The following is a 23,226-nucleotide window of genomic DNA, read 5'->3' as shown; positions in this document are numbered from 1 at the left end:
GAGTGAGATGACAGGCGCGCTGCGGGTCGGGACCTACAACATCCACCATGGGGCCGACGGCCAGGACCGTCTGGACCTGAGCCGCACTGCGGCGGCGATCGCCGCCCTGCGGGCCGACGTGATCGGCCTGCAGGAGGTCGATGTCGGCTACGGTGCGCGGTCGGGCTTCGAGGATCAGGCGGCCCGCCTGGCGGAGCTGCTCGGCCTGCAGGTGTGCTTCGGGGCGGCGATCGACCGTCCCGGCGTCGACCGTTCCGGCACTGACGGTGCCGACGGGGGCGGGAGGCGGCAGCAGTACGGCCTCGCGCTGCTGACCCGGCACGAGATCGTCGCGCACGCGATGCACCCGCTGCCCGGCCACCCGGCCCTCGACGCCCTCCATGAACCCCGCGGTCTGCTGAGCACGACGGTGCGCCCCGCCGGACAGGAACCGCTCCACGTGCTGGTCACGCACCTCGACCACGAGGACCCCCGGCACCGCACCGCGCAGGTGCTGCGGATCCTCGAGCACACCGCCGCCCTGGAGGGCCCCGCCCTGCTGCTCGGGGACTTCAACGCCGACCCCGGCGCCCCGGAGCTCGCGGCCCTCTCGGCGGGCGGATGGCGGGAGGCAGCCACGGACCTCACCCGGAACCTGCCGCGCTCGCCGCTGACCTCGATGCTCGCGGCGGCGCTGCCGCTGGGGAGCTTCCCGGGGCGACCGACCTTCCCCTCTCGCCTGCCCCTTCATCGCATCGACTCGATCTGGGCGCGTGGCGGACTCGAGGCGACGGCGCTCGAGGTCGGGACCAGCCGCGCCTCGGATCACCGCCCCGTGGTGGCGACCTTCGACCGGGTCCCGACCGGACGCTGAGCGGCACCACTATCGTGGGGACATGAGCGCTCCTGAACCGTCCACGGACCCGGCAAGCTTTCTCCCTGACCACCTGCTGGACACCTTCCGCGACCGTGCCGTCGTCCATGACCGGGAGAACACCTTCCCGCGCGAGGATCTCGCCGATCTGCGCGAGGCCGGCTATCTGCGCCTGCTGGTGCCCCGGGAGCTCGGCGGGCTCGGCGCGAGCCTGCTGGAGGCCAGCAGGATCCAGCGCCGGCTCGCCCAGGCCGCACCGGCGACCGCCCTGTCGATGAACATGCATCTGGTGGTCACGGGCGCCGCCCTGCACGCCCACCGGCTCGGCGTCGGCTCCGTGCGCATGATCCTCGAGGATGCCGCCGCCGATCGTCTCTTCGCCTTCGGGATCTCCGAGCCCGGCAACGACGCGATGCTCTTCGACTCCGGGACCAGCGCCGAATCGGAGGAGGACGGTGGATACCGGCTCACCGGCACCAAGATCTTCACCTCCCTCGCCCCGGTCTGGGACCGACTGATCGTCCACGGACGGGTCGCGGGCGACACCTCCACGCAGGCGCGGCTCGTCTTCGGTGTGCTGGAGCGGACCGCGGACGTCGAGACGCTGGACGACTGGGACACGCACGGCATGCGCCCCTCCCAGTCCCGCACCACCCGTCTGCACGGAGCCCGGATCGATTCCGACCGGGTCCTGACCGACACCCCCGTCGGCCCGAACCCCGACCCCTTCGTGATGGGCATCTTCGGCGCGTTCGAACTGCTGATCGCCTCGGTCTACACGGGCGTCGCCGAACGCGCCGTCGCCCTCGGGGCGCAGATCGCCGTGACGCGCCGCAACGTCACCCGGGACATGGTCCATGCCGACGATCCCGACATCCGCCGGCGCCTCGCGCAGGCGGCGATCGGTATCGACGGCTCGGTGCTGCAGATCGAGAAGGTGATGGCCGACCTCGACGCCCTGGGAACGGGGGAGACCGGCCCCGGGATCACCGATCACGGAGCACGCTGGTTCCTGCACTTCTCCGGCGTGAAGTCCCGGGCCACCGAGGCCGCGATCAGCGCCGTCGACCAGGTGCTGCGCGCCAGCGGTGGCTCCCAGTACTTCCGCCGCAGCGAGCTCGAGAGGCTCTCGAGGGATGTGCGCGCGGGCATGTACCACCCCAGCGACGAGGAGTCCGTGCACGCCACCTACGCGAAGGCGCTGCTCGGCGAGATCGGCGCGAACGGTGCGACGGGCGAGAACGGTGCGACGGGCGCGAACCCTCCGACGGGCACGAACGGTGCGACGGACACGGCCGACGCACCGCAGGATCGCTGAGCGCCGTGAAGGTCGTCATCGCCGGCGGCTCCGGCACTCTCGGGCGTGCCCTGAGCGCAGCTCTCACCGCCGCCGGGCACGAGGTCGTGGTCCTCACCCGGTCCCCGCGGCCGGAGGGTGAACGTCCTGAACGGCAGCGCGGCATGGTCCGCGACGTCCGGTGGGATGCCCGCACTGCGGGCGGCTGGGCCGCTGAGCTCGCGGGGGAGGAGGTTGCCCTCGTCAACCTCGCCGGGCGGTTCGTCGATGCCCGGCCCACCCCGGCGACCATCGCAGACCTCACCCGCTCCCGGGTCGAGGCGACGAGAGCGCTGGTGGAGGCGAGCCGCGACCTGGAACGTCCGCTGCGACGCTGAGTGCAGGCCTCGACCACGGCGATCTGGTCCGACGCGGGCGAGGAGCGACTGGACGAGAGCAGTCCGATCCCGATCGGCCTGCCGCAGATGACCGGGGTCGCCGAGCAGTGGGAGCGGGCTCTGGACGGAGCACACAGCGACCGGACGGTCATCCTGCGCACCGGCGTCGTGCTCGAGGCGAACACCCCGGCGCTGGACCGTCTGCTTCTCCTGGCCAGGCTCGGCCTCGGCGGGCCCGTGGGCACCGGTCGCCAATGGGTCAGCTGGATCCACGTCCGGGACTGGGTGCGGATCGTCCTGGCGGCCCTCGGCCTCGAGGGACCCGAGCTGCCGGCAGGGGTGGTGGTCGCCTCGGCGCCCCATCCGGTGCGCAACGCCGAGCTGATGCGCACCCTGCGTCGGGCGGTCGGCCGGCGCGTCGGTCTGCCCACGCCGGCCCCCGTGCTCCGACTGGGCGCGCTGCTGCTGCGCACGGACCCGGATCTGGGACTCACCGGGCGTCACGCCACGTCGAGGGTGCTCGAGCAGGCCGGATTCGAGTTCGAGCACCCTCAGCTCGACAGTGCGATCCAGGATCTGCTGGCGTGAACGAGAGACGCCCCGGCTCCTCCGTGAGGAGGAGCCGGGGCGCCTGGAGCGTCCGAGAGGCGATCAGGCCTCGTCGGCGGGGGTGTCCTCGGTGTCGTCGTCCTGGACGGGAGCGCTCGCCGAAGGCGTCTGCTCAGCCTGCTCGCGCACGTCACGACCGCTGTCGGCGGCGCGCTGGAGCGTGTCCTGGAAGTCGACCCCGGTGGTCGACTTGACCATGTCGAGCACCTGGGCGAGACCGAGCGAGATGTTCTGCCCGATCTTCGACTCGCCATCGGTGGAGAACACCGACAGGTTGGAGATGTTCGAGTACGGCGCGGCGAGCTCGTTGGCGACGGCAGGCAGCACCTCGAGCACCTGGTTGAGCACCGCGGCGTCGTTGAACTGCTTGTACGCCTCCGCGCGGGCACGGGTGGTCTCCGCCTCGGCATCGCCCTTGGCACGGATCGATGCACCTTCGGCGTCGCCCTTGGCGCGCAGGGCATCGGCCTCGGCCTGGCCCTCGAGGCGCACGGCCTCGGCGTCCTTCGAGCGGCGCTGCAGCTCGATCTCGGCCTCGGCCCGACCTCGCGCCTCGATGGCGTGGGCCTCGGCGTCGGCGGTGACCTTGCGGGACTCGGCGCGGTTGCGCTCGTCCTGCAGCTGGGCCTCCGACTCGGCGATGTGCGCGTACTTCTTGGAGTCCGCATCCTGCTGCTCGGCGTAGCGCTTCGCCTCGGCCGGCTTGTGGACCTCGGCGATCAGCTGCTTCTCCCGCAGGTCGTTGTTGCGGACCGCGATGAGCTCCTCCTGCTCGATGATCTTCTGCTGCTGCGCGGCGCGCGCCAGCGGACCGGAGGCATCGGCGACCGCCTGGCGGGCGTCGGTCTGCTCCTTGATCTCGGCGTTGCGGATGTCGAAGGACTGCTTCGACTCCGCCTCCTGCTGGAGGTTGAGGTTCGTGGCCTGGGTCGACTCACGGTTCGCGTCCGACTCGGCGATCGCGGCGCGCTTGGCGACCAGAGCGGCCTCGGGCCGCCCCCAGTCGCGCAGGTACGAGCCGTCGTCCTCGATCGAGGAGATCTGGAAGGTGTCGATGACCAGACCCTGGTTGTTCATCGAATGCTCGGCCTCGGCCTGGACCTGGTTGGCGAACGAGGCGCGGTCGCGGATGATCTGCTCGACGCTCAGCGTGCCCACCACGGCGCGGAGCGTGCCCGAGAGGATCTCCTGGGTGTAGTGGTCGATCTGCTGCTGCTGATCGAGGAATCGCTGCGAGGCCTTGCGGACGTCGTCGATGTTGCCCCCGACCTTGACCTGCGCGACGCCGCGCAGGCGCAGGAAGATGCCGTTCATCGAGTAGCCCTCGACCTCGACCGGGATCTGTCGTGAGCTCAGGCTCAGCACGAAAGCGCGGTCGACGATCGGTCGCACGATCGCACGACCACCGATGATCACCCGAGCGCTGCCGGACTCGAGGTCGATGTCGCCGGTCGGGCTGGCCTTCGCATTGCGACCGGTGATGATGAGCGCCTCGTTGGGCGCCGCGATCCGGTAGCTGCGCATCAGGATGAGCAGCAGGATCAGGATGACGACGATGACGACGACCGCGCCACCGGCAAGTGGTATCAGTGCTTCCATGGGTTCCCCTCAAGTTTTTCAGGCGTGCCTCCGTCAGTCTTTCATCGAATGAGCAGGAGCGGTGCGGTGCTCCAGGACCGGGGCTGTCTCGTGACCTCTGGAACCCGCTGACCTGTGACCTCAGCGTTCAGCTGTCTCGTGGCCTCGGGGTCCACCGGAAGGCGTCTCACGATGTGTCAGGCGTGTCCGCATGTCGGGACGAGAGGTCTACAGTCAGTCGCCGTGAGTACCGCACCAGCACAGTCCCCGACCCCTTCGGCGCCTCCCGCGGCCCCCGCGAACACCCGCGGCCGCGTCATCACCGCCTCGATGGTCGGCACGACGATCGAGTTCTTCGACTTCTACGCCTATGCGACCGCCGCCTCGCTGGTGTTCCCGGCTCTGTTCTTCCCCACGCAGACCCCCGCGAACCAGCTCCTGAGCTCGTTCGCCATCTTCGGCGTCGCCTTCGTGGCCCGCCCGCTGGGCTCCTTGATCTTCGGCCACTTCGGGGACCGGGTCGGCCGCAAGACCACCCTGGTCGCGAGCCTGCTCGTGATGGGGATCGCAACCTTCCTCATCGGGGTGCTGCCTGCCGCCTCGACTCCCGGCTTCACCGTCCTCGCCCCGGCGATCTTGGTGCTGCTGCGGTTCTGCCAGGGCATCGGCCTGGGCGGTGAATGGTCCGGAGCGGCGCTGCTCGCCACCGAAAACGCCCCGCCGGGCAAGCGCGCGCTCTACGGCACCTTCCCGCAGCTCGGCGCCCCCATCGGCTTCATCCTGTCCAACCTGCTGTTCGTGGTCCTCAGCCTGCAGCTGACCGACGCCCAGTTCATGTCGTGGGGCTGGCGCCTGCCGTTCCTGCTGTCCTCGATCCTGGTGATCGTGGGCCTCTGGGTGCGCTTGAAGCTCATGGAGAGCCCCGCCTTCCAGAAGGTCATCGACGAGGAGCGGGTCGCCGCCATCCCGATCGCGCGCGTGTTCCGCACCGCCTGGAAGCCGCTGATCCTCGCCACGGTCGCCATGGTCGCGACCTATGTCCTCTTCTACCTGATGACCGCCTTCCTCATGGTGGTCGGGACCACCCCGGCCGACGAGGAGACCGCCCGCGCCGCCGCGGAGGCCGCCGGCAAGCCGTTCGACGCCGCCGGGTTCGCGCCCGGCCTCGGCTTCGACCGGCCGCAGTTCCTCACCATGCTGATCATCGGCGTCGTGTTCTTCGGGATCTTCACCCTCGTCTCCGGCCCGCTCGCGGATCGGCTGGGCCGCCGCAAGCTGCTGCTGGCCGTCACCGCCGGGATCGGGGTCTTCGGGCTCCTCATCGAGCCGATGGTGCAGGCCGGAACGGTCGGCGCGATGGCGACCCTGATCCTCGGCTTCACGCTCATGGGCCTGACCTTCGGCCCGATGGCCGCGTTCCTGCCGGAGATGTTCGCCTCGGACGTGCGCTACACCGGCAGCGCCGTCAGCTACAACATGGCCTCGGTGATCGGCGCCGCCCCTGCGCCGTACGCGATGATCGCGTTGTGGCAGCTGCTGGACGGCCCGCTGTGGCTCGTGGGCGGGTACCTGACCCTCGCGGCGATCATCACGATCGTGGCCCTGCTGCTCGGCAAGGAGACCCGCGAGGTCGACTACCTGGCCTGAGCAGCAAGACGTGGTCCTAGTTCTCGGCCGGTTCGGCGTCCTCAGCGCGTTCGACGAGCATGGCCAGCTCTGCACGTGAACCGGCGAAGACGTTCATGTCGATGTACCGCTCCTGGCCGTCGTAGCCCTCTCGCCGGTCCCGGTGGGAGTACTGCCAGAAGGCCCATGGCCGCTCATCACCCAGGTCCGGTGGCAGCACCACCGAGCGGATCCAGATCGGGGAGTCGGGGTAAGAGCCGTCGATGTAGAGCTCGTAGGCGTCGGCGGTGGTGTAGATGACCGGAGCGACGCCGTAGTGGGCGGTGAGCTCGTCCAGGAGCGGGACGAGGATCGCGTCCACCTGCGCCCGTGACGGAGGGTCCTCGAAATAATCGCCGTAGAACTCGACATCGACCGCGATCGGCAGGGTCCCGCCCGTGGGCACGGTGTCGATGACGTGCTGCGCCTGCGCGCGACCGGGGCTCTCGAAGCTCACGAAATGGTAGGCACCCACGAGCAGATCCGTGGAGCGGGCATGCTCCCAGTTCTCCACGAATCGTTCATCGACGTACGAAGATCCCTCGGTCGCCTTGAGATAGGCGAAGTCGAGGTCGCCCCCGACGAGAGCCGGCCAGTCGATCTCGCCCTGGTACGAGGAGACGTCGACGCCTCGCACCTCGTGGCCGCTCGCGAAGATCCGGCCCGGCCAGATGACACCGGTCGAGACCAGCATCGCGAGCACGGCGACGAGGACGACCGTTCCCAGCAGTCCGGAGCCGAGCATCACCGAGCGGGGGAGGCGGTGTGCTCCCCGGCTCGGTGCGGACGGTCCCGACAGTGCGGATCTCCCACTCTCGATTCGTCGATCAGCCCTGCTGGCGGTGCTCGCGGTAGTAGCGGATCAGCGCCGAGGTCGAGGAGTCCTCGGCCGAGATCGCCTGCTCATCCCCGGCGACGGCGGGGGCGAGGCCCTTGGCGAGCTGCTTGCCCAGCTCCACGCCCCACTGGTCGAAGGAGTTGATGCCCCACACGACGCCCTGCACGAAGGTGATGTGCTCGTACAGCGCGATCAGCTGGCCCAGCACCGACGGCGTGAGCTTCGGGGCCATGATCGAGGTGGTGGGACGATCGCCGGAGAACTCGCGGGCCGCCACGAGAGCGCCCTCGGTGCCCTCGGCACGCACCTCCTCGGCGGTCTTGCCGAAGGCGAGCGCCTTGGTCTGGGCGAAGAAGTTCGCGAGGAAGAGCTCGTGCACGTCCTGCTCGCCGTCGGCCAGGGCATGGTTCGGGGTGGCGAAGGCGATGAAGTCCGCCGGGATGATCCGGGTGCCCTGGTGGATCAGCTGGTAGAAGGCGTGCTGGCCGTTGGTGCCGGGCTCGCCCCAGAACACCTCGCCGGTCTCGGTGGTGACGAGGGAGCCGTCCCAGCGGGCCGACTTGCCGTTGGACTCCATGGTCAGCTGTTGCAGGTAGGCGGGGAAGCGGTGCAGGTACTGCGAGTAGGGGAGCACCGCGTGGGTCTCCGCCTCGAGGAAGTTCACGTTCCAGATGTTGAGCAGGCCCATCAGCAGCGGCACGTTCTTCTCCGCCGGGGCGGTGGCGAAGTGCTCGTCCATGGCGTGGAACCCGGCCAGCAGCTCCTCGAAGGTGTCCGGGCCCAGCACGGTGGCGAGCACCGTGCCGATCGCGGAGTCGACGCTGTAGCGACCGCCCACCCAGTCCCAGAAGCCGAAGGCGTTCTTGGGGTCGATGCCGAAGGCCTCGACCTTGTCCAGCGCGGTGGAGACGGCGACGAAGTGCTTGGCGATGGCCTCCTTCTCCTGCTCGAGCGTCAGGCCGGCGTTCTCGCGCAGGCCCTGCAGCAGCCACTCGCGCACCAGGCGCGCGTTGGTCAGGGTCTCCTGCGTCGTGAAGGTCTTCGAGGCGACGATGACCAGCGTGGTCTCGGGGTCGAGATCACGCGTGGTCTCGTAGGCGTCCGTCGGGTCGATGTTCGAGAGGAAGCGCGCTCTCAGGCCATCCTGCGACTGGGGCTTCAGCGCCTCGTAGACCATCACGGGGCCCAGATCCGAGCCACCGATGCCGATGTTCACGACGGTCTCGATGCGCTTTCCGGTCATGCCCGTCCACTCGCCCGAGCGCACGGAGTCGGCGAAGTCGTAGACCCGCTGCAGAGTCTCGTGGACGTCCTCGTCGATCTGCTGCCCGTCGATCTCGAGGGTGGGGGAGGCGCCGGCAGGGCGGCGCAGGGCGGTGTGGAGCACCGCGCGGTCCTCGGTGGTGTTGATGTGGGCACCGGCGAACATGGCGTCGCGGTGCGCCTCGACGCCGACCTCCCGGGCGAGCTGCTGCAGGAGCTCGAGGGTCTCGGCGGTCACCAGGTTCTTGGACAGGTCCACATGGAGGTCCGCGGCGTCGGCGCTGAAGCGATGCGCCCGCTCGGGGTCCGCGTCGAACCATTCGCGCAGGGACCCGGACAGCTCGAGGTTGTGCGCCTCGAGGGACGCCCACGCGTCGGTGGTCGTGGGATCGATGGGGGCGGAAGGAGAGTTCGAAGCAGTCATATGGCCATTGAACACCCTTCTCGGGAGGAACGTCGTGCCCGGTCAGCGTGTTGCTGCCGCCTGCACCGAACTGATTGAAAAAGTCCCGAGACCGAGTTGTGACCGGCTGATGGATAGTTCTTGACAGGCGAGGGTGCACACTGAGGGGTGCGTCGTGCGCAACGGAGCGCGACGAATTCAGCTCAGTCATCCCAGGAGACCCCATGGCTATTTCGCGACGATCGATGATGCTCGGCACCGCCGTCGGCGGTGCCGCAGCTGTCACCTTGGCCGCCTGCTCCGGCGGCGACAGCGGCGGCGGCTCTGGCTCCGGCAGCGACAGCGGCGGCGGCTCCGGAGAGCCGGTCCTCGCCAACGGCACCGAGCCCCAGAACCCGCTGATCCCGACCAACACCAACGAGGTCGGCGGCGGCAGGGTCATCACCTCCGTCTTCTCCGGCCTCGTGTACTACACCGCGGACGGCAAGGTCGAGAACGAGGTCGCGGAGTCGATCGAGTCCGAGGACAACCAGAACTGGACCATCACGATCCGCAAGGATCTGAAGTTCTCCGACGGCAGCCCGCTGACCGCGCAGAACTTCGTGGACGCCTGGAACTTCGGGGCGAACACCGCCAACGCGCAGCTGGGACAGTCCTTCTTCGAGCCCTTCGAGGGCTTCGACAAGGTCTCCGCGGACGATGCGACCAAGGATCTGACGCTGTCCGGTCTGAAGGTCGTCGACGACACCTCCTTCACGGTCAAGCTGGTCTCCGCGCAGTCCGACTTCCCCTCGCGACTGGGCTACACCGCGTACTCGCCGGTCCCGTCCTCCGCCTTCGACGACATCGACGCCTTCGGCGAGAAGCCCGTCGGCAACGGCCCGTATATGGTCGACTCCTGGACCCACGACTCCGAGATCGTGCTGGTCCCGAACCCGGAGTACGACGGCCCCCGCGCCGCGAAGAACGCCGGGGTCACGTTCGTGGTCTACGCCGACGAGGAGACCCTGTACAACGACATGCTCTCGGGCAACGTCGACGTCTCGGACCAGATCGCCACCTCGGCGCTGTCGACCTTCGAGGACGAGCTCGGCGATCGGGCGGTCAACGATCCCGGCGCCGTGTTCCAGTCCTTCACCATCGCGCAGAACGATCCGAACTTCTCGGGCGACGTGGGCAAGCTGCGCCGCGCCGCGCTCTCGTACGCGATCGACCGCAAGTCGATCTGCGACTCGCTGTTCTTCGGCACCCGCAGCCCCGCGACGGACTTCGTCGCCCCGGTGATCGACGGCGGCGGCGCCACCGACATCCCCGGTGCTGAGGTCCTCGTGTTCGACGAGGCCAAGGCGAAGGACCTGTGGGCCCAGGCGGAGAAGAAGAAGCCCTACGAGGGCGAGTTCACGCTCTCCTACAACGCGGACGGCCCGCACAAGGACTGGGTCGAGGCGGTCTGCAACTCGATCAAGAACACCCTCGGCATCGAGGCGACGCCCCAGCCGTTCCCGGCCTTCGGCGAGTTCCGCGATCAGATCACCGCGCGCGAGCTCAAGGGTGCCTTCCGCTCCGGCTGGCAGGCGGACTACCCCTCCACCTACAACTTCCTCGGCCCGCTGTACTCCTCCGCCGCGGCGGACGGCAAGGGCAGCAACGACGGCGACTACAAGAACCCCGAGTTCGACGACCTGCTCAAGGCGGGGCTCGCCGCGGCGGACGTCGACGCCGCGAACGAGCAGTACCACGCGGCCGAGGCGATCCTCATGGAGGACCTGCCGGCGATCCCGCTGTGGTACCAGAACACGTTCGGCGGGTACTCGGAGCTGGTCTCGAACGTGCAGTACGGCTGGGACACCGTCCCGCTGTACTACGCGATCACCAAGTGATCCCCTGACCCACCCCTCTGGCGGGAGGCGGCCCTCGTGCCGCCTCCCGCCGTCGCACGTCCATCTGCCGGGGCCATGGACGTGTGACAGCTCTTCCTCTTCTCCTGCCCCGCGCTCCCTCAACCGAAGGTGACCGACGTGATCTGGTACATCGGGCGGCGACTGCTGCAGATGATCCCCGTGTTCCTCGGCGCCACCCTCATCGTCTACCTGATGGCCTTCGTCTCCTCCGGCGACCCCATCGCGGCGATCGCGGGTGAAAAGCCGATCTCTCCTGCTGTCGCGGACCAGCTGCGCGCGCAGTACAACCTCGACAAGCCCGTCCTCGTGCAGTGGCTGATCTACCTGAAGAACCTGTTCCAGGGCGACTTCGGCGTCGGCTTCAACGGGAGGCCGATCGCCAACCAGATCACCGCGGCGTTCCCGGTGACCTTCCGTCTCGCGATCATCGCCGTCGTCATCGAGACGATCTTCGGTGTCATCGCCGGCGTCATCTCGGGGCTGAAGAAGGGCACGCTGATCGACACGACGCTGCTCATGGTGTCGCTGCTCGTCATCGCAGTGCCCACGTTCGTCATCGGCTTCGTCGCCCAGTACGGGCTCGGCGTGAAGCTCGCCCTCGTGCCGGTCAACGTCGGCCGGGACCCGTCCTGGCAGAACCTGCTGGTCCCCGGGGCCGTGCTCGGAGCGGTCTCCTTCGCCTACGTGCTGCGGCTGACCCGCACGTCGATCGCCGAGGTCGCGACCGCGGACCACGTGCGCACCGCCACCGCCAAGGGGCTCTCCCGCGGCGGGGTCATCTCCAAGCACGTCCTGCGCAACTCCCTGATCCCGGTGGTCACCTTCATCGGCGCGGATCTCGGAGCACTCATGGGCGGCGCGATCGTCACCGAGGGCATCTTCAACATCAACGGCATCGGATCGTTGCTCTTCCGAGCCATCAAGGACGGCGAGAGCCCGATGATCGTGTCCCTCGTGACGCTGCTGGTCATCATCTTCCTGCTCGCCAACCTGATCGTGGACCTGCTCTACGCCGTGCTCGACCCGAGGATCCGCTATGCGAAGTGAACCCGTCTCCCGATCCGCGCGCCCCACGGCCGAGCACGTCGTCGCCCCGCTGGAGGAGACTCCGCTGCAGGCCGTCGACGCGGTGGACACCACCACGGCGCCCCGCTCGATGTGGGCCGAGGCCGGCCGCGACCTGGTCCGCAACCCCGTGTTCCTGATCTCCGCGGCGCTGATCCTGATCATCCTGTTCATCGCCGCCTTCCCGGGGCTGCTGACCAGTCAGGACCCCAACTACGGCAACATCTCCCAGGCGAACCAGCCGCCGAGCTCGGAGCATCCCTTCGGGACCACGCGCCAGGGCTACGACGTGCTGGCCCGTGTGCTGTACGGGACCCGCACCTCGGTGATGGTCGGCTTCTTCACGATGATCCTGTCCACGCTCATCGGCGGCACGCTCGGGGCGATCTCGGGCTACGTCGGGGGCTTCTTCGACGCACTCCTCTCGCGCGTCACCGACATCTTCTTCGCGATCCCGCTGATCCTCGGCGCGATCGTGATCGGCAATCGTTTCGACAGCATGACCGTGTGGATCGTGATCGTGGTGCTGGCCGTGTTCGGCTGGACCAACATCGCCCGCATCATGCGCGGCTCGGTCATCTCGGTGAAGAGCCAGGACTTCGTGACCGCCTCGACGGCGCTGGGCGCGAACCCGGTGATCAACCTCGTCAAGCACGTGGTCCCCAACGCGATCGCCCCGGTGATCGTCACCGCCACCGTGAACCTCGGGGTGTACATCGTCGCCGAGGCGACCCTGTCCTTCCTCGGCGTCGGCCTGCCCAGCGGTGCCGTCTCCTGGGGTGGCGACATCTCCGATGCCCGGCCCGCCCTGCGCACCCAGCCGATGATGCTGTTCTACCCCTCGATGGCGCTCGCGATCACAGTGCTGAGCTTCATCATGCTCGGCGACGCAGTGCGCGACGCCCTCGACCCGAAGGCGAAGAAGCGATGACCCCTTCCGAGAACACCCCGAAGACCACCACTCCGAGCGACTCCGCGGTCGCGACGCAGGATGCGCCGCTACTGGAGATCTCGGACCTGGAGATCACGTTCACCACGACCAACGGCCCGGTCCGTGCCGTCCGCGGCGCGAACCTGTCGGTCTACCCGGGCGAGACGGTCGCGATCGTCGGCGAATCCGGCTCCGGCAAGTCGACCACCGCGATGAGCATCGCCCGGCTGCTGCCCAAGAACGGCTCCGTCACCGGTGGCAGCATCCGGTTCGGCGGCCGGGACATCACGTCCGTGCCCACCCGGGAGATCCTCGCCCTGCGCGGCAGCGAGATCGGGCTGGTCCCGCAGGATCCGATGAGCAACCTCAACCCGATGTGGAAGGTCGGCTCCCAGATCCGGGAGGCGCTCGTCGCCAACGGCGTCGCCCGCGGTCGACGGGCCCGGACCCGCTCCGTGGAACTGCTCCAGGAGGCGGGGCTGCCCGACGCGGAGAGGCGTGCCAACCAGTATCCGCACGAGTTCTCCGGCGGCATGAAGCAGCGCGCCCTGATCGCCATGGGGCTCGCAGCCCGACCCAAGCTGCTGATCGCCGACGAACCGACCAGCGCGCTCGACGTCACGGTGCAGCAGCAGATCCTCGACCATCTCGACACCCTCACCGAGGAGCTCGGCGTCGCCGTTCTGCTGATCACCCACGACCTGGGTCTGGCCGCCGAGCGGGCCCAGCACCTGGTCGTCATGTACAAGGGGCAGATCGTCGAATCGGGCCCCGCGATCGAGCTGCTGCAGAACCCGCAGCATCCGTACACCCGGCGCCTGATCGCTGCGGCGCCCTCGCTGGCGTCCCGTCGTCTGGTCTCCGGATCGGGCACGCCCGCGGCGGAGGAGAAGGACGGGACCTCTGCTGTGCAGCGGCCGACGGTCTCCACCCCGACCGCTCCGTCGACGCAGGCCGAGCACGCGGGCCCGAAGTTCGGCTACGGCGAGGTGAGCTCCGATGCCGTGATCCAGGTGCAGGACCTCACCAAGGAGTTCCCGATCCGCGGGAACGTGCCCTGGAGGACCACGCCGTTCACCGCCGTCGACAAGGTCTCCTTCTCGATCGCGCGCGGCACCACCACCGCGATCGTGGGGGAGTCCGGCTCGGGCAAGTCGACTGTCGCGCAGATGGTCCTCAAGCTCCTCGAGCCGACGTCCGGCCGGGTGCTGTTCGAGGGCAAGGACGTCACGACCTACAAGGGCAAGGAGCTGAAGTCGCTGCGCCGTCGTGTGCAGCCGATCTTCCAGAACCCGTACGGCACCCTGGACCCGATGTACTCGATCTACAACACGATCGAGGAGCCGCTGCGGCTGCACGGCGTTGGGGATGCGAAGAGCCGTGAGGCGAAGGTCCGCGACCTGCTCGACAAGGTCGCGCTGCCGGCGGAGATGATGCGCCGGTACCCCAACGAGCTCTCCGGCGGGCAGCGCCAGCGCATCGCGATCGCCCGCGCCCTGGCCCTGGACCCGGAGGTCGTGATCTGCGACGAGGCGGTCTCCGCGCTCGATGTCCTCGTCCAGTCCCAGGTCCTCGAGCTGCTCAACGATCTGCAGTCCGAGCTGGGGTTGTCCTACCTCTTCATCACCCACGACCTCGCCGTGGTTCGGCAGATCGCGGACAACACTCTGGTCATGGAGAAGGGCAAGGTCGTCGAGCAGGGGACCACCGATGAGGTCTTCCATGCCCCGCAGCAGGACTACACCAAGCGTCTGCTGGCGGCGATCCCCGGCGGCTCCATCCCGCTCGCGGGGTCGGAGACCATCGAGGTCGACGCCCCGGAGGTCGCGGTCGAGGACGAGCAGGTCGACGGCCCGCAGCAGGGCGATGGCGTCATCGACCCGTTCTCCGAGGCGGGCCACGTCTGAGCGTCCCTCCCGACCATCACGTCCGACCGCTGCCAGCGGTCGTGCAGGGTGAGCCAGACGTGAGGAGCGCGCCCGGGCCGAGGAATCGGTCCGGGTGCGCTTCTTTCCCTCCGGAGCCCGGTACAGCGTCGAACGTCTCATCGACAGACCACTGACCTTTGTGCTCCGGGCCGATAGACTCACCGAGGCCCTGGAGCGGGCCGCACAGCGGTGCGGTCAGGCGCTGCACGGTCCCCGACCCGCCGCGCAACCTGAAACGAGCCCTCGCGTATGACTCTCCGCCTCCGCAACGACCTGCGAAACGTCGCCATCGTCGCCCACGTCGACCACGGCAAGACCACGCTCGTCGACGCCATGCTGACCCAGGGTGGCGCGTTCAGCGACCACGACAAGCACGACGAGCGGGCGATGGACTCGGGCGAGCTGGAGCGCGAGAAGGGCATCACCATCCTCGCGAAGAACACGGCGATCCGCTATGTCGGCCCGTCGGCCGCAGAGATCGGCGAGCCAGATGGCATCACCATCAACGTCATCGACACCCCGGGGCACGCCGACTTCGGCGGCGAGGTCGAGCGCGGCCTGTCCATGGTCGACGGCGTCGTGCTGCTCGTGGACTCCTCCGAGGGCCCGCTGCCCCAGACCCGCTTCGTGCTGCGCAAGGCGCTGGCCGCGAAGCTCCCCGTGATCCTCGTGGTCAACAAGGTCGACCGCCCCGATGCCCGCATCGAAGAGGTCGTCGGCGAGGCCACCGACCTGCTGCTGGGCCTGGCCTCCGACCTCGCCGAGGAGATGCCCGACATCGACCTCGACGCCGTCCTCGACGTGCCCGTCGTCTACGCCTCCGGCAAGGCCGGTCGCGCGTCGACCGTCCAGCCCGCCGACGGCACCCTCCCCGAGGAGGAGACCGTCGAGCCGCTGTTCAAGACGATCCTCGAGTCGATCCCCGCCCCGAGCTACGACGACGAGATGCCGCTGCAGGCGCACGTCACCAACCTCGACGCCTCGCCCTTCCTGGGCCGTCTCGCGCTGCTGCGCATCAAGAACGGCGAGCTGGCCAAGGGCCAGCAGGTCGCATGGTGCACGCAGGACGGGACCACCAAGCAGGTCAAGATCACCGAGCTGCTCGAGACCAAGGGCCTGACCCGGGTGCCGATGACCGATGTGGCCCGTCCGGGCGACATCGTCGCCGTGGCCGGCATCCCCGAGATCATGATCGGTGAGACCCTCGCCGACCTCTCGGATCCGCGCCCGCTGCCGCTGATCACCATCGACGATCCCGCGATCTCGATGACGATCGGCATCAACACCTCCCCGCTGGCCGGCAAGAACGGCAAGGGCCACAAGCTCACCGCCCGCCAGGTCAAGGACCGTCTGGACTCCGAGCTGGTCGGCAACGTCTCCCTGAAGGTGCTCCCGACCGAGCGTCCCGACGCCTGGGAGGTGCAGGGCCGCGGCGAGCTCGCCCTGTCGATCCTGGTCGAGCAGATGCGTCGTGAGGGCTTCGAGCTCACCGTCGGCAAGCCGAAGGTGCTCACCCGCGACATCGACGGCCACAAGCACGAGCCGGTCGAGCGCATGACGGTCGACGTGCCCGAGGAGTATCTCGGCACCGTCACCCAGCTGATGGCATCGCGCAAGGGCCGCATGGAGACCATGAGCAACCACGGCTCCGGCTGGGTGCGCATGGAGTTCACCGTCCCCTCGCGCGGCCTGATCGGCTTCCGCACCCGGTTCATGACCGAGACCCGCGGCAACGGCATCGCCTCGTCCTACGCCGACGGTTTCGAGCCGTGGATGGGGAACATCGAGTTCCGCGCCACGGGCTCGCTGGTCGCCGACCGCGCCGGCACCGTCACCCCCTTCGCGATGATCAACCTCCAGGAGCGCGGCTCGTTCTTCGTCGAGCCCACCTCCGAGGTGTACGCGGGCCAGATCGTCGGCGAGAACTCGCGCAACGAGGACATGGACGTGAACATCACGAAGGAGAAGAAGCTGACGAACATGCGTGCAGCATCGTCGGACTCCTTCGAGAACCTCGTGCCGCCGCGCCGCCTCACGCTCGAGGAGTCCCTCGAGTTCACCAATGACGACGAGTGCGTCGAGGTCACCCCTGAGGTCATCCGGATCCGCAAGGTCCTCCTCGACGCCAACGAGCGCAACCGCGCCCGGTCGAAGGCCAAGTCCGGGAAGTGATCCCGTGACGGACGCGAGTCCTCGGCCGACGAGGCCCACGACGGTCGACACGACCTCCATCCCCGCCCGGATCCTCCAGGTGGTGATGGGGGTCGTGCTGACGGTGATCTCGGTGCTGCTGATGATCACGACGCATCGGCTGCAGCTGGATGTGCTCGGCCTGACGCTCCCGGCCGGGCTGCTCTTCGGCGCCCTGTTCCAGATCGTCGCCTGCGTGTTCCTCTACGCGGCGACCGGGGCTCGGCTGCCGCTGCTGGTGCTCGGCGGACTGTGGGGGCTCCTCGCGGCGCCGTTCCTGGGCAACGGCGCCGGCGGAGGCGTGCTGATGCCGGCCGTCATCGGCGACCAGCCGCAGTATTCCGGATGGATCGTGCAGGGTCTCGGAATCGCCATCCCGTTCCTCGTACTGCTGGTCATCACGCTGCGGCGACGTCGGCGCTCATGAGCACGCCCCGGCGTCACGACTGGGCGACGATCCCGAACCTCGTCACCCTCGTGCGGTTCGTGCTGCTGGCGCCAGTGTGCGCGCTGCTGCTGCAGGGCCCGGACACCCTCACCGTGGTGCTGCTCCTGGCCTGGGCGTCGACCGACTGGATCGATGGGATGCTGGCTCGCGCGCTCGACCAGACCAGCCGCACGGGCGAGATCATCGACCCGATCGCGGACCGGCTGGGGCTCGCCGCCATCACGGCCACCCTGGCGGTCGCGGGGCTCCTGCCCTGGTCGGCGCTGATCATCATCGTCGTCGCCGATGTCGCGATGGTGCTCCTCGCCACGCGCGCGGCGCTGGGCGGCAGGCTCGGAGTGTCCCGGATCGGGAAGGTGCGCACGTTCGCGCTGATGGCCTCGGTGTTCCTGCTGGTGGTCGCGGCGGCCTGGGCGCCGGACCTGCTCGGCGCGGTGCAGGTGCTGCTGTGGATCTCGGTGGTGCTGCACGTGCTCTCCGCCGTCGACTACATCCTCAGGGCGACCCGGGCCCGGGCTCAGGAGCTGCCCGAGGGCGGCGCACCGGCGGGGGAGGAACCTCCTTCGCGGCGATGACCAGGGCCCGCGGGATCCGCATCGCGCCGCGCCGTGTCATCACCTCGATGGTCCCCTCGTCGGCCTCCAGGATCGTGCCCAGGGCATCACTCATCGACTCCCCGTGCGGGGAAGCCTCCCGGTCGATCGCGTAGCGCAGCACCACCCGCGTCCCGGGCCGGAGGAACGGTGCCCAGCCGGCGCGCACCCGAGGATCCTGCGGGAGATGGTCCCGGGGGTCGTCAGAGGGATCGCCGTGGTGCTCGTCGTGCCTGGTCATCCCACGAGGCTAGCGCGCACGAGGTGTTCGTCGTGTCACGTCCGCCATCGGGGGCCTCGATCGGACGGACCGGGCAGGCTCGGGATGACAGAATGGGGACGTCTCCCTGCCGGAAGGATGCTGCCCATGACCTACGTCATCGCCCTGCCCTGCGTCGACGTGAAGGACCGTGCCTGCGTCGACGAGTGCCCCGTGGACTGCATCTACGAGGGCAATCGCATGCTGTACATCCAGCCCGACGAGTGCGTGGACTGCGGAGCGTGCGAGCCCGTGTGTCCCGTCGAGGCGATCTTCTACGAGGACGACACCCCGGACCAGTGGGCCGACTACTACAACGCCAACGTCGACTTCTTCGACGACCTCGGTGCTCCCGGCGGCGCCGCGAAGATGGGCGTGATCGACAAGGATCACCCGCTCATCGAGGCCCTGCCGCCGCAGACCAATCCGCTGGCCTGATCCATGACCGACATGCCCCGGCCCTCTGATCTGGCAGCGTCCTCTGATCTGGCCGCTCCCTCTGACCTGGCCGCGTCCTCTGACCTGGCTCCTCAGGCTGCCGACGGCGCCACCCGTCGTGGCCTCGCGGCACGGCTCCCTGCCTTCCCCTGGGATGCGCTGGCCGACGCGAAGCGGCGAGCGTCGGCCCATCCGGAGGGCCTCGTCGATCTCTCCGTGGGCACCCCGGTGGATCCCACCCCGGCGTCCGTGCAGCAGGCGCTCGCCGCCGCCGCGGACAGCTCCGGATACCCGACCACGATCGGCACCCCGGCCCTCCGTGAGGCCCTCGTGGACTTCGTGCGCCGCCACCGTGCCGCTCCCGAGCACCTCGGAGTCGACGGCGTGCTGCCCACCGTCGGCTCCAAGGAGCTCGTCGCGCACCTTCCCTTCCAGCTCGGCATCGGCGCAGGAGACGTCGTCGCGTTCCCGCACATCGCCTACCCGACGTACGACATCGGCGCACGGTTCGTCGGCGCCGAGCCGCTGGCGATCGACATGGCGGAGCTCGCGGCGCGCGGCGATGCGGCGCTGCCCGAATCGGCCGATGCGGAACGCATCCGTCTGCTCTGGCTGAACTCCCCGTCGAACCCGACCGGGGAGGTCCTCACGGCGCAGCAGCTGGCGGCGATCCTCAGCTGGGCCCGCGGCCACGGCATCGTCGTGGCCTCCGACGAGTGCTACGCCCTGCTGCCATGGACGGTCGACGAGGTCCCCTCGGTGCTGGATCCGCGCGTGAACGGCGGTGACCTCGACGGGGTGCTGTGCGTGTACTCGCTGTCCAAGCAGTCCAACCTGGCGGGTTACCGTGCGGCGTTCGTCGCCGGTGACCCCGCATTGGTCGGGGAGCTGGTGGCCGTGCGCAAGCAGGCCGGCATGATGCTCCCCGGGCCGATGCAGGCGGCGATGACGGTCGCCCTCGGCGATGACGGCGCCGTGGCCGCGCAGCGCGAGATCTATCGCTCGCGCCGCGCGATCCTCGAGCCCGCGCTGCGGGCCGCCGGAGGCACGATCCACGGCTCCCAGGCCGGCCTGTACCTGTGGACGAGCTTCGGTGAGGACTCGATGACCAGCGTCGAACGTCTCGCTGACCTCGGGGTCCTCGTGGCCCCGGGGATGTTCTATGGTGAGGGGGGCGCGAACTCCGTCCGCGTCGCCCTGACTGCGACCGACGAGCGGATCACCGCCGCCGCCCGGCGCCTCGCGCGCCTCTGAACCCTGCGCCCTGCGCGCACCCACCGATCCGATACTGCACAACGGAGAGCCCATGGATCACGCGAACCCCTCTGCCCAGCTCACGCACGGGGAGAAGTCCCTCGAGCTGCCGATCGTCCCTGCTGTCGAGGGGAACTCGGGCATCTCGATCGGCCCGCTGCGCAAGGAGACCGGCGAGGTCACCTACGACCCCGGCTTCATGAACACCGCGAACGCCAAGTCGGCGATCACCTTCATCGACGGCGACGAGGGCATCCTGCGCTACCGCGGGTACCCGATCGAGCAGCTCGCGGAGAAGTCCTCCTTCCTCGAGGTCTCTTACCTGCTCATCAACGGTGAGCTGCCCACCAACGGCCAGCTCGACAACTTCGAGGCGCAGGTCGAGCGTCGCACGCTGCTGGACGAGCGCTTCAAGCGCATGTTCGACGGCTACCCGCGCGACGCCCACCCGATGGCCGTGCTGCAGGCGGGCACCTCGGCGCTGTCGACCTTCTACCAGGACTCGCTGGACCCCTTCGACGAGGAGCAGGTGCGGCTGTCCTCCGTGCGGCTGCTCGCGAAGCTGCCCACGATGGCCGCCTATGCGCACCGCATCGCCCAGGGCCATGCGCTGCTGTACCCGGACAACCGGCTCTCGTTGATCGAGAACTTCCTGCGCCTGACTTTCGGCTTCCCGGTCGAGGACTATATCGCCGACCCGGTCGTGGTCCGCGCGATGGAGCAGCTGCTGATCCTCCACGCCGACCACGAGCAGAACTGCTCGACCTCGGCAGTGCGCCTCGTGGGCTCCTCGCAGGCGAACCTGTTCACCTCGATCGCCGCCGGCATCGGCGCGCTCTCGGGCCCTGCCCACGGCGGTGCCAACGCCGCGGTGATGGACATGCTCGACCAGATCCAGGCCGAGAACATGGACCCGCGCGACTTCATGGAGAAGGTGAAGAACAAGGAGGACGGGATCCGGCTCATGGGCTTCGGCCACCGGGTCTACAAGAACTACGATCCGCGTGCCCGCATCGTGAAGAAGATCGCCGATCAGGTGCTCGAACGCCTCGGTGTCCACGACGAGCGCCTCGAGCTCGCGATGAAGCTCGAGGAGATCGCCCTGCAGGACGACTACTTCGTGGAGCGCAAGCTCTACCCGAACGTCGACTTCTACACGGGTCTGATCTACAAGGCGATCGGCTTCCCGACGGAGATGTTCACCGTCCTGTTCGCGATCGGTCGCCTGCCCGGCTGGATCGCCCAGTGGCAGGAGATGGTCCACGATCCCGAGACCAAGATCGGGCGGCCGCGCCAGATCTACACCGGTCACGCCGAGCGGACCTACGTGCCCATGAAGGGGCGCACCGGCACCAGCGAGCTGCGCCTCGCGGGGCTCAAGGCGGATCTCGACGGCCGCGACTGATCCCTGCACGACCCGCGCCGGAGCGCGCACGACGACCCTGACTTCGGCCCCTCGCGCGGGGCGTCGAGGTCAGGGACTCGTCGTCGGTGCTGACGGTGCTGACGGTGCTGGCTGTCCTGACTGTGCCGGCTGTGCTGATCAGCCGTTCAGCGTGGCGCGCAGCTCTCCGGCCCGGTTCGAGGTGATCGCGTCGACCCCGAGAGCGGCGAGCTCGCGCGCCCGAGAGATGTCGTCGACCGTCCAGCAGGTCACGGCGAGGCCCTGAGCCCGGGCGAGCACGATCGATGCCGCGTCCACGAGCTCGTGCGACGGATTCCAGGAGCTCGGCCGCAGCTGCTCGACGAGCTCATCGGGGAGCGGGTCGAGGGTATTCCACGTCAGCCGGATCTCAGCGCCCTGGTCCGCGGCCCGCACCGCCTGCATCGCGGTCTCCTCGCCGCAGAACGCGACGTCGGCCCCGGCCTCGCGCACCACATGCACGGCCGCGCGCGCGAGATCGGAGACGGGGTCGTCGTCGGGGATGTCCAGCAGCAGCCGCACCGGAGCGGCGGCCAGGGCGTCGCGGAGCAGCGGGATCCCCTCGGGCAGCTCCGAGGTGCGCTGCTCCCGCACCGGACGGTCGATCCCCCACAGGCGGGCGGTGGTCGCATCGTGCAGCAGCACGCAGTCCCCGTCGGCCGTGAGCCGGAGGTCGACCTCGACCATCTCCGCGCCGTCGCGATGGGCACGCCGGATCGCGGCGAGGGTGTTCTCGACCTCGTGGATCGGGTCACCGCGGTGGGCGACGATCTGCGGGGCGGGCTGCGGGACGGGCAGGGGGTCGCTCATGGGGGAGAGGCTACGCGGGAACCCCGTGCTGTCGGGACCCCGTGCTGTCGGGACCCCGTGCTGTCGGGACCCCGTGCTGTCGGGATCTCGCGCTGCCTGGACCTCGCACCGCCAGGACCTCTCGCCGCGAGGGAGCCCGCGTCCGCCCGACGGCGGTCAGGACCCGCTGACGAGCACCACGATCTGGTCCGGGTCGCCGCCGTCGACGGCTGACCAGGTCGCCGCCTCCTCGCCGCGCAGCGACCGGTCCCAGGTGCGTCCCTGGTAGGACACCTGGACCACGCCGTCGTCCGCCGCACGGGCGACTGCCCAGTTGGCCATCGCCCAGCCGATGGTCGTGTCCCCATCGGTGCTGATCACCAGTGCCGTGGCGCCCGCGGTCTCCGGCACCTGCGGCGCGGAGGACGAGGCGCCGGACAGCGCGGAGGTGAGCCTGCCCGCCTCGCTCAGGCGGGGGAACTGCCGGGACAGCTCGGCGCGCAGCTGCTCGGGGGAGACGGTGGAGCCGACGTCGTCCAGGGTGCACACGAGGTTGGCCCCCGACTGGCCCGTCAGGGCCGAGGCGTACAGCCGCCCTTCGGTCTCGTGATCGCGGTACGCCTCGGGGTATCCCGAGCGCTGGACCCGCTGGGCGACGTCGTTGATGTCGGCGCTCGCGTAGCCGTCGACCGTCTCCAGCACGTCGTAGAAGGCGTTCGTGGAGTACATCGGGTCCAGGATCTGCTCCTGGGTGCCCCAGCCCTGCGAGGGGCGCTGCTGGAACAGGCCGATCGAATCGCGGTCACCGTGCTCGATGTTGCGCAGCTGCGATTCCTGGAACGCGGTCGCCAGGGCGATCGAGGCGGCGCGCGGCGGCAGACCGCGGTCCACGGCCACCGCGCTGATCAGCGCGGCATTCGCCGTCTGCTCGGTCGAGTAGCGGTGCGAGGTGCCCAGCCCGCTCGCCGTGCAGGTCCCGGTGTGCGCGGGGGAGCCGTAGTGCTGCAGGGCGAGGTACGAGCCGCCGGCGATCCCGGCGAACAGCAGAACCATCACCAAGGGGATCACGAGATGGCGGGTGAACGAGCCCTGCCGGCCCGTGCGTCGCGCCATCTCGTGCTCCC

The 23,226-nt window shown here is 69.2% G+C and carries 21 protein-coding genes; 15 read left to right on the top strand and 6 right to left on the bottom strand.

The genetic code is table 11. The features are described from left to right. Nucleotides 1–7: 7 nt before the first annotated feature. Genes ACT3T5_RS11535 through ACT3T5_RS11520 form a run of 4 tightly spaced genes read left to right on the top strand, consistent with a single transcriptional unit; the run spans nucleotide 8 to nucleotide 3,115 of the window. Nucleotides 8–853: an endonuclease/exonuclease/phosphatase family protein gene (locus ACT3T5_RS11535; protein ID WP_444575955.1), complete on the top strand. Its 846-nt coding sequence runs from the start codon at nucleotides 8–10 to the stop codon at nucleotides 851–853. 22 nt (nucleotides 854–875) lie between these two features. Next, nucleotides 876–2,171: an acyl-CoA dehydrogenase family protein gene (locus tag ACT3T5_RS11530; RefSeq protein ID WP_444594393.1), complete on the top strand. Its 1,296-nt coding sequence runs from the start codon at nucleotides 876–878 to the stop codon at nucleotides 2,169–2,171. Nucleotides 2,172–2,176: 5 nt separating this feature from the next. Continuing rightward, the gene (locus ACT3T5_RS11525) at nucleotides 2,177–2,527 is read left to right on the top strand and encodes an NAD-dependent epimerase/dehydratase family protein (RefSeq protein WP_444594392.1); all 351 of its coding nucleotides are present in this window, start codon (nucleotides 2,177–2,179) and stop codon (nucleotides 2,525–2,527) included. Then, nucleotides 2,528–3,115 carry a DUF1731 domain-containing protein gene (locus tag ACT3T5_RS11520; protein WP_444594391.1) on the top strand — a complete coding sequence of 196 codons (588 nt, stop codon included), beginning with the start codon at nucleotides 2,528–2,530 and terminating at the stop codon, nucleotides 3,113–3,115. It abuts the gene before it with no gap. A gap of 63 nt (nucleotides 3,116–3,178) precedes the next feature. On the opposite strand, the gene ACT3T5_RS11515 is transcribed toward ACT3T5_RS11520, so the two are convergent. Beyond that, on the bottom strand, nucleotides 3,179–4,735 hold the full coding sequence (locus ACT3T5_RS11515; RefSeq protein ID WP_444575952.1) for a flotillin family protein: 1,557 nt from the start codon (nucleotides 4,733–4,735) through the stop codon (nucleotides 3,179–3,181). A 222-nt stretch (nucleotides 4,736–4,957) separates the two neighbouring features. Here ACT3T5_RS11515 and ACT3T5_RS11510 point away from each other — a divergent pair, with 222 nt between their 5' ends. Continuing rightward, entirely contained in the window at nucleotides 4,958–6,361 is a 1,404-nt protein-coding gene (locus tag ACT3T5_RS11510; RefSeq protein ID WP_444594390.1) for an MFS transporter, read from the top strand. A gap of 16 nt (nucleotides 6,362–6,377) precedes the next feature. Here the strand turns inward: ACT3T5_RS11510 and ACT3T5_RS11505 are convergent, their stop codons facing one another. Continuing rightward, entirely contained in the window at nucleotides 6,378–7,124 is a 747-nt protein-coding gene (locus ACT3T5_RS11505) for a GH25 family lysozyme (protein ID WP_444594389.1), read from the bottom strand. Between the two features lie 82 nt (nucleotides 7,125–7,206). Next, complete coding sequence (gene pgi, locus ACT3T5_RS11500) at nucleotides 7,207–8,904, bottom strand: glucose-6-phosphate isomerase (protein WP_444594388.1); 1,698 nt, start codon at nucleotides 8,902–8,904, stop codon at nucleotides 7,207–7,209. 203 nt (nucleotides 8,905–9,107) lie between these two features. On the opposite strand from pgi, the gene ACT3T5_RS11495 reads away from it, so the two are divergent. The 7 genes from ACT3T5_RS11495 to ACT3T5_RS11465 all read left to right on the top strand — a co-directional run bounded on the left by ACT3T5_RS11495 (nucleotide 9,108) and on the right by ACT3T5_RS11465 (nucleotide 17,921). Continuing rightward, a complete protein-coding gene (locus tag ACT3T5_RS11495) occupies nucleotides 9,108–10,763 on the top strand; it encodes a peptide ABC transporter substrate-binding protein (protein ID WP_444594387.1) in 1,656 nt (551 codons plus the stop codon). Between the two features lie 138 nt (nucleotides 10,764–10,901). Beyond that, nucleotides 10,902–11,831, top strand: a complete 930-nt coding sequence (locus tag ACT3T5_RS11490; protein WP_443416530.1) for an ABC transporter permease — start codon at nucleotides 10,902–10,904, stop codon at nucleotides 11,829–11,831. Beyond that, nucleotides 11,821–12,780 carry an ABC transporter permease gene (locus ACT3T5_RS11485; RefSeq protein WP_443416529.1) on the top strand — a complete coding sequence of 320 codons (960 nt, stop codon included), beginning with the start codon at nucleotides 11,821–11,823 and terminating at the stop codon, nucleotides 12,778–12,780. Before ACT3T5_RS11490 ends, ACT3T5_RS11485 begins: the two co-directional genes overlap by 11 nt. Continuing rightward, nucleotides 12,777–14,687: an ABC transporter ATP-binding protein gene (locus ACT3T5_RS11480; protein WP_444594386.1), complete on the top strand. Its 1,911-nt coding sequence runs from the start codon at nucleotides 12,777–12,779 to the stop codon at nucleotides 14,685–14,687. The genes ACT3T5_RS11485 and ACT3T5_RS11480 overlap by 4 nt, the downstream gene beginning before the upstream one ends. Nucleotides 14,688–14,957: 270 nt before the next feature. Next, entirely contained in the window at nucleotides 14,958–16,880 is a 1,923-nt protein-coding gene (gene typA / locus ACT3T5_RS11475) for a translational GTPase TypA (protein ID WP_444578694.1), read from the top strand. A 4-nt stretch (nucleotides 16,881–16,884) separates the two neighbouring features. Continuing rightward, entirely contained in the window at nucleotides 16,885–17,325 is a 441-nt protein-coding gene (locus tag ACT3T5_RS11470; protein ID WP_444578695.1) for a hypothetical protein, read from the top strand. Then, nucleotides 17,322–17,921, top strand: coding sequence for a CDP-alcohol phosphatidyltransferase family protein (locus ACT3T5_RS11465; RefSeq protein ID WP_444578696.1), 600 nt, complete (start codon nucleotides 17,322–17,324; stop codon nucleotides 17,919–17,921). The genes ACT3T5_RS11470 and ACT3T5_RS11465 overlap by 4 nt, the downstream gene beginning before the upstream one ends. Here ACT3T5_RS11465 and ACT3T5_RS11460 read toward each other — a convergent pair. Continuing rightward, nucleotides 17,842–18,180, bottom strand: a complete 339-nt coding sequence (locus ACT3T5_RS11460; RefSeq protein WP_444578697.1) for a putative acetyltransferase — start codon at nucleotides 18,178–18,180, stop codon at nucleotides 17,842–17,844. The two genes, ACT3T5_RS11465 and ACT3T5_RS11460, sit on opposite strands and share 80 nt — an antisense overlap. Before the next feature lie 126 nt (nucleotides 18,181–18,306). Between ACT3T5_RS11460 and fdxA the strand changes: the two genes are divergently transcribed. From fdxA to ACT3T5_RS11445, 3 genes are read left to right on the top strand one after another with little or no spacing between them, the layout of a single operon-like run. Then, the gene (fdxA, locus tag ACT3T5_RS11455) at nucleotides 18,307–18,636 is read left to right on the top strand and encodes a ferredoxin (RefSeq protein ID WP_444578698.1); all 330 of its coding nucleotides are present in this window, start codon (nucleotides 18,307–18,309) and stop codon (nucleotides 18,634–18,636) included. Nucleotides 18,637–18,639: 3 nt separating this feature from the next. Further along, a complete protein-coding gene (gene dapC, locus ACT3T5_RS11450) occupies nucleotides 18,640–19,890 on the top strand; it encodes a succinyldiaminopimelate transaminase (RefSeq protein ID WP_444594385.1) in 1,251 nt (416 codons plus the stop codon). Between the two features lie 52 nt (nucleotides 19,891–19,942). After that, on the top strand, nucleotides 19,943–21,295 hold the full coding sequence (locus tag ACT3T5_RS11445; RefSeq protein ID WP_444594384.1) for a citrate synthase: 1,353 nt from the start codon (nucleotides 19,943–19,945) through the stop codon (nucleotides 21,293–21,295). A gap of 138 nt (nucleotides 21,296–21,433) precedes the next feature. Here ACT3T5_RS11445 and ACT3T5_RS11440 read toward each other — a convergent pair whose 3' ends face one another. Further along, entirely contained in the window at nucleotides 21,434–22,123 is a 690-nt protein-coding gene (locus ACT3T5_RS11440; RefSeq protein WP_444578701.1) for a glycerophosphodiester phosphodiesterase, read from the bottom strand. A 156-nt stretch (nucleotides 22,124–22,279) separates the two neighbouring features. Then, on the bottom strand, nucleotides 22,280–23,215 hold the full coding sequence (locus ACT3T5_RS11435; RefSeq protein WP_444594383.1) for a hypothetical protein: 936 nt from the start codon (nucleotides 23,213–23,215) through the stop codon (nucleotides 22,280–22,282). Nucleotides 23,216–23,226 lie beyond the last annotated feature (11 nt).

Source organism: Brachybacterium sp. AOP3-A1-3 (assembly GCF_052378285.1).
GTDB lineage: Bacteria > Actinomycetota > Actinomycetes > Actinomycetales > Dermabacteraceae > Brachybacterium.
This window is presented reverse-complemented; position numbering and strand designations above follow the sequence as displayed.

Excerpts from the sequence above, each read along its gene's own strand:
- ACT3T5_RS11535 (WP_444575955.1), top strand. The coding sequence starts at position 8 with ATGACAGGCGCGCTGCGGGTCGGGACCTACAACATCCACCATGGGGCC.
- ACT3T5_RS11530 (WP_444594393.1), top strand. The coding sequence starts at position 876 with ATGAGCGCTCCTGAACCGTCCACGGACCCGGCAAGCTTTCTCCCTGAC.
- ACT3T5_RS11515 (WP_444575952.1), bottom strand. The coding sequence starts at position 4,735 with ATGGAAGCACTGATACCACTTGCCGGTGGCGCGGTCGTCGTCATCGTC.
- ACT3T5_RS11505 (WP_444594389.1), bottom strand. The coding sequence starts at position 7,124 with ATGCTCGGCTCCGGACTGCTGGGAACGGTCGTCCTCGTCGCCGTGCTC.
- pgi (WP_444594388.1), bottom strand. The coding sequence starts at position 8,904 with ATGACTGCTTCGAACTCTCCTTCCGCCCCCATCGATCCCACGACCACC.
- ACT3T5_RS11495 (WP_444594387.1), top strand. The coding sequence starts at position 9,108 with ATGGCTATTTCGCGACGATCGATGATGCTCGGCACCGCCGTCGGCGGT.
- ACT3T5_RS11485 (WP_443416529.1), top strand. The coding sequence starts at position 11,821 with ATGCGAAGTGAACCCGTCTCCCGATCCGCGCGCCCCACGGCCGAGCAC.
- ACT3T5_RS11480 (WP_444594386.1), top strand. The coding sequence starts at position 12,777 with ATGACCCCTTCCGAGAACACCCCGAAGACCACCACTCCGAGCGACTCC.
- typA (WP_444578694.1), top strand. The coding sequence starts at position 14,958 with ATGACTCTCCGCCTCCGCAACGACCTGCGAAACGTCGCCATCGTCGCC.
- ACT3T5_RS11465 (WP_444578696.1), top strand. The coding sequence starts at position 17,322 with ATGAGCACGCCCCGGCGTCACGACTGGGCGACGATCCCGAACCTCGTC.
- ACT3T5_RS11460 (WP_444578697.1), bottom strand. The coding sequence starts at position 18,180 with ATGACCAGGCACGACGAGCACCACGGCGATCCCTCTGACGACCCCCGG.
- fdxA (WP_444578698.1), top strand. The coding sequence starts at position 18,307 with ATGACCTACGTCATCGCCCTGCCCTGCGTCGACGTGAAGGACCGTGCC.
- dapC (WP_444594385.1), top strand. The coding sequence starts at position 18,640 with ATGACCGACATGCCCCGGCCCTCTGATCTGGCAGCGTCCTCTGATCTG.
- ACT3T5_RS11445 (WP_444594384.1), top strand. The coding sequence starts at position 19,943 with ATGGATCACGCGAACCCCTCTGCCCAGCTCACGCACGGGGAGAAGTCC.
- ACT3T5_RS11440 (WP_444578701.1), bottom strand. The coding sequence starts at position 22,123 with ATGAGCGACCCCCTGCCCGTCCCGCAGCCCGCCCCGCAGATCGTCGCC.
- ACT3T5_RS11435 (WP_444594383.1), bottom strand. The coding sequence starts at position 23,215 with ATGGCGCGACGCACGGGCCGGCAGGGCTCGTTCACCCGCCATCTCGTG.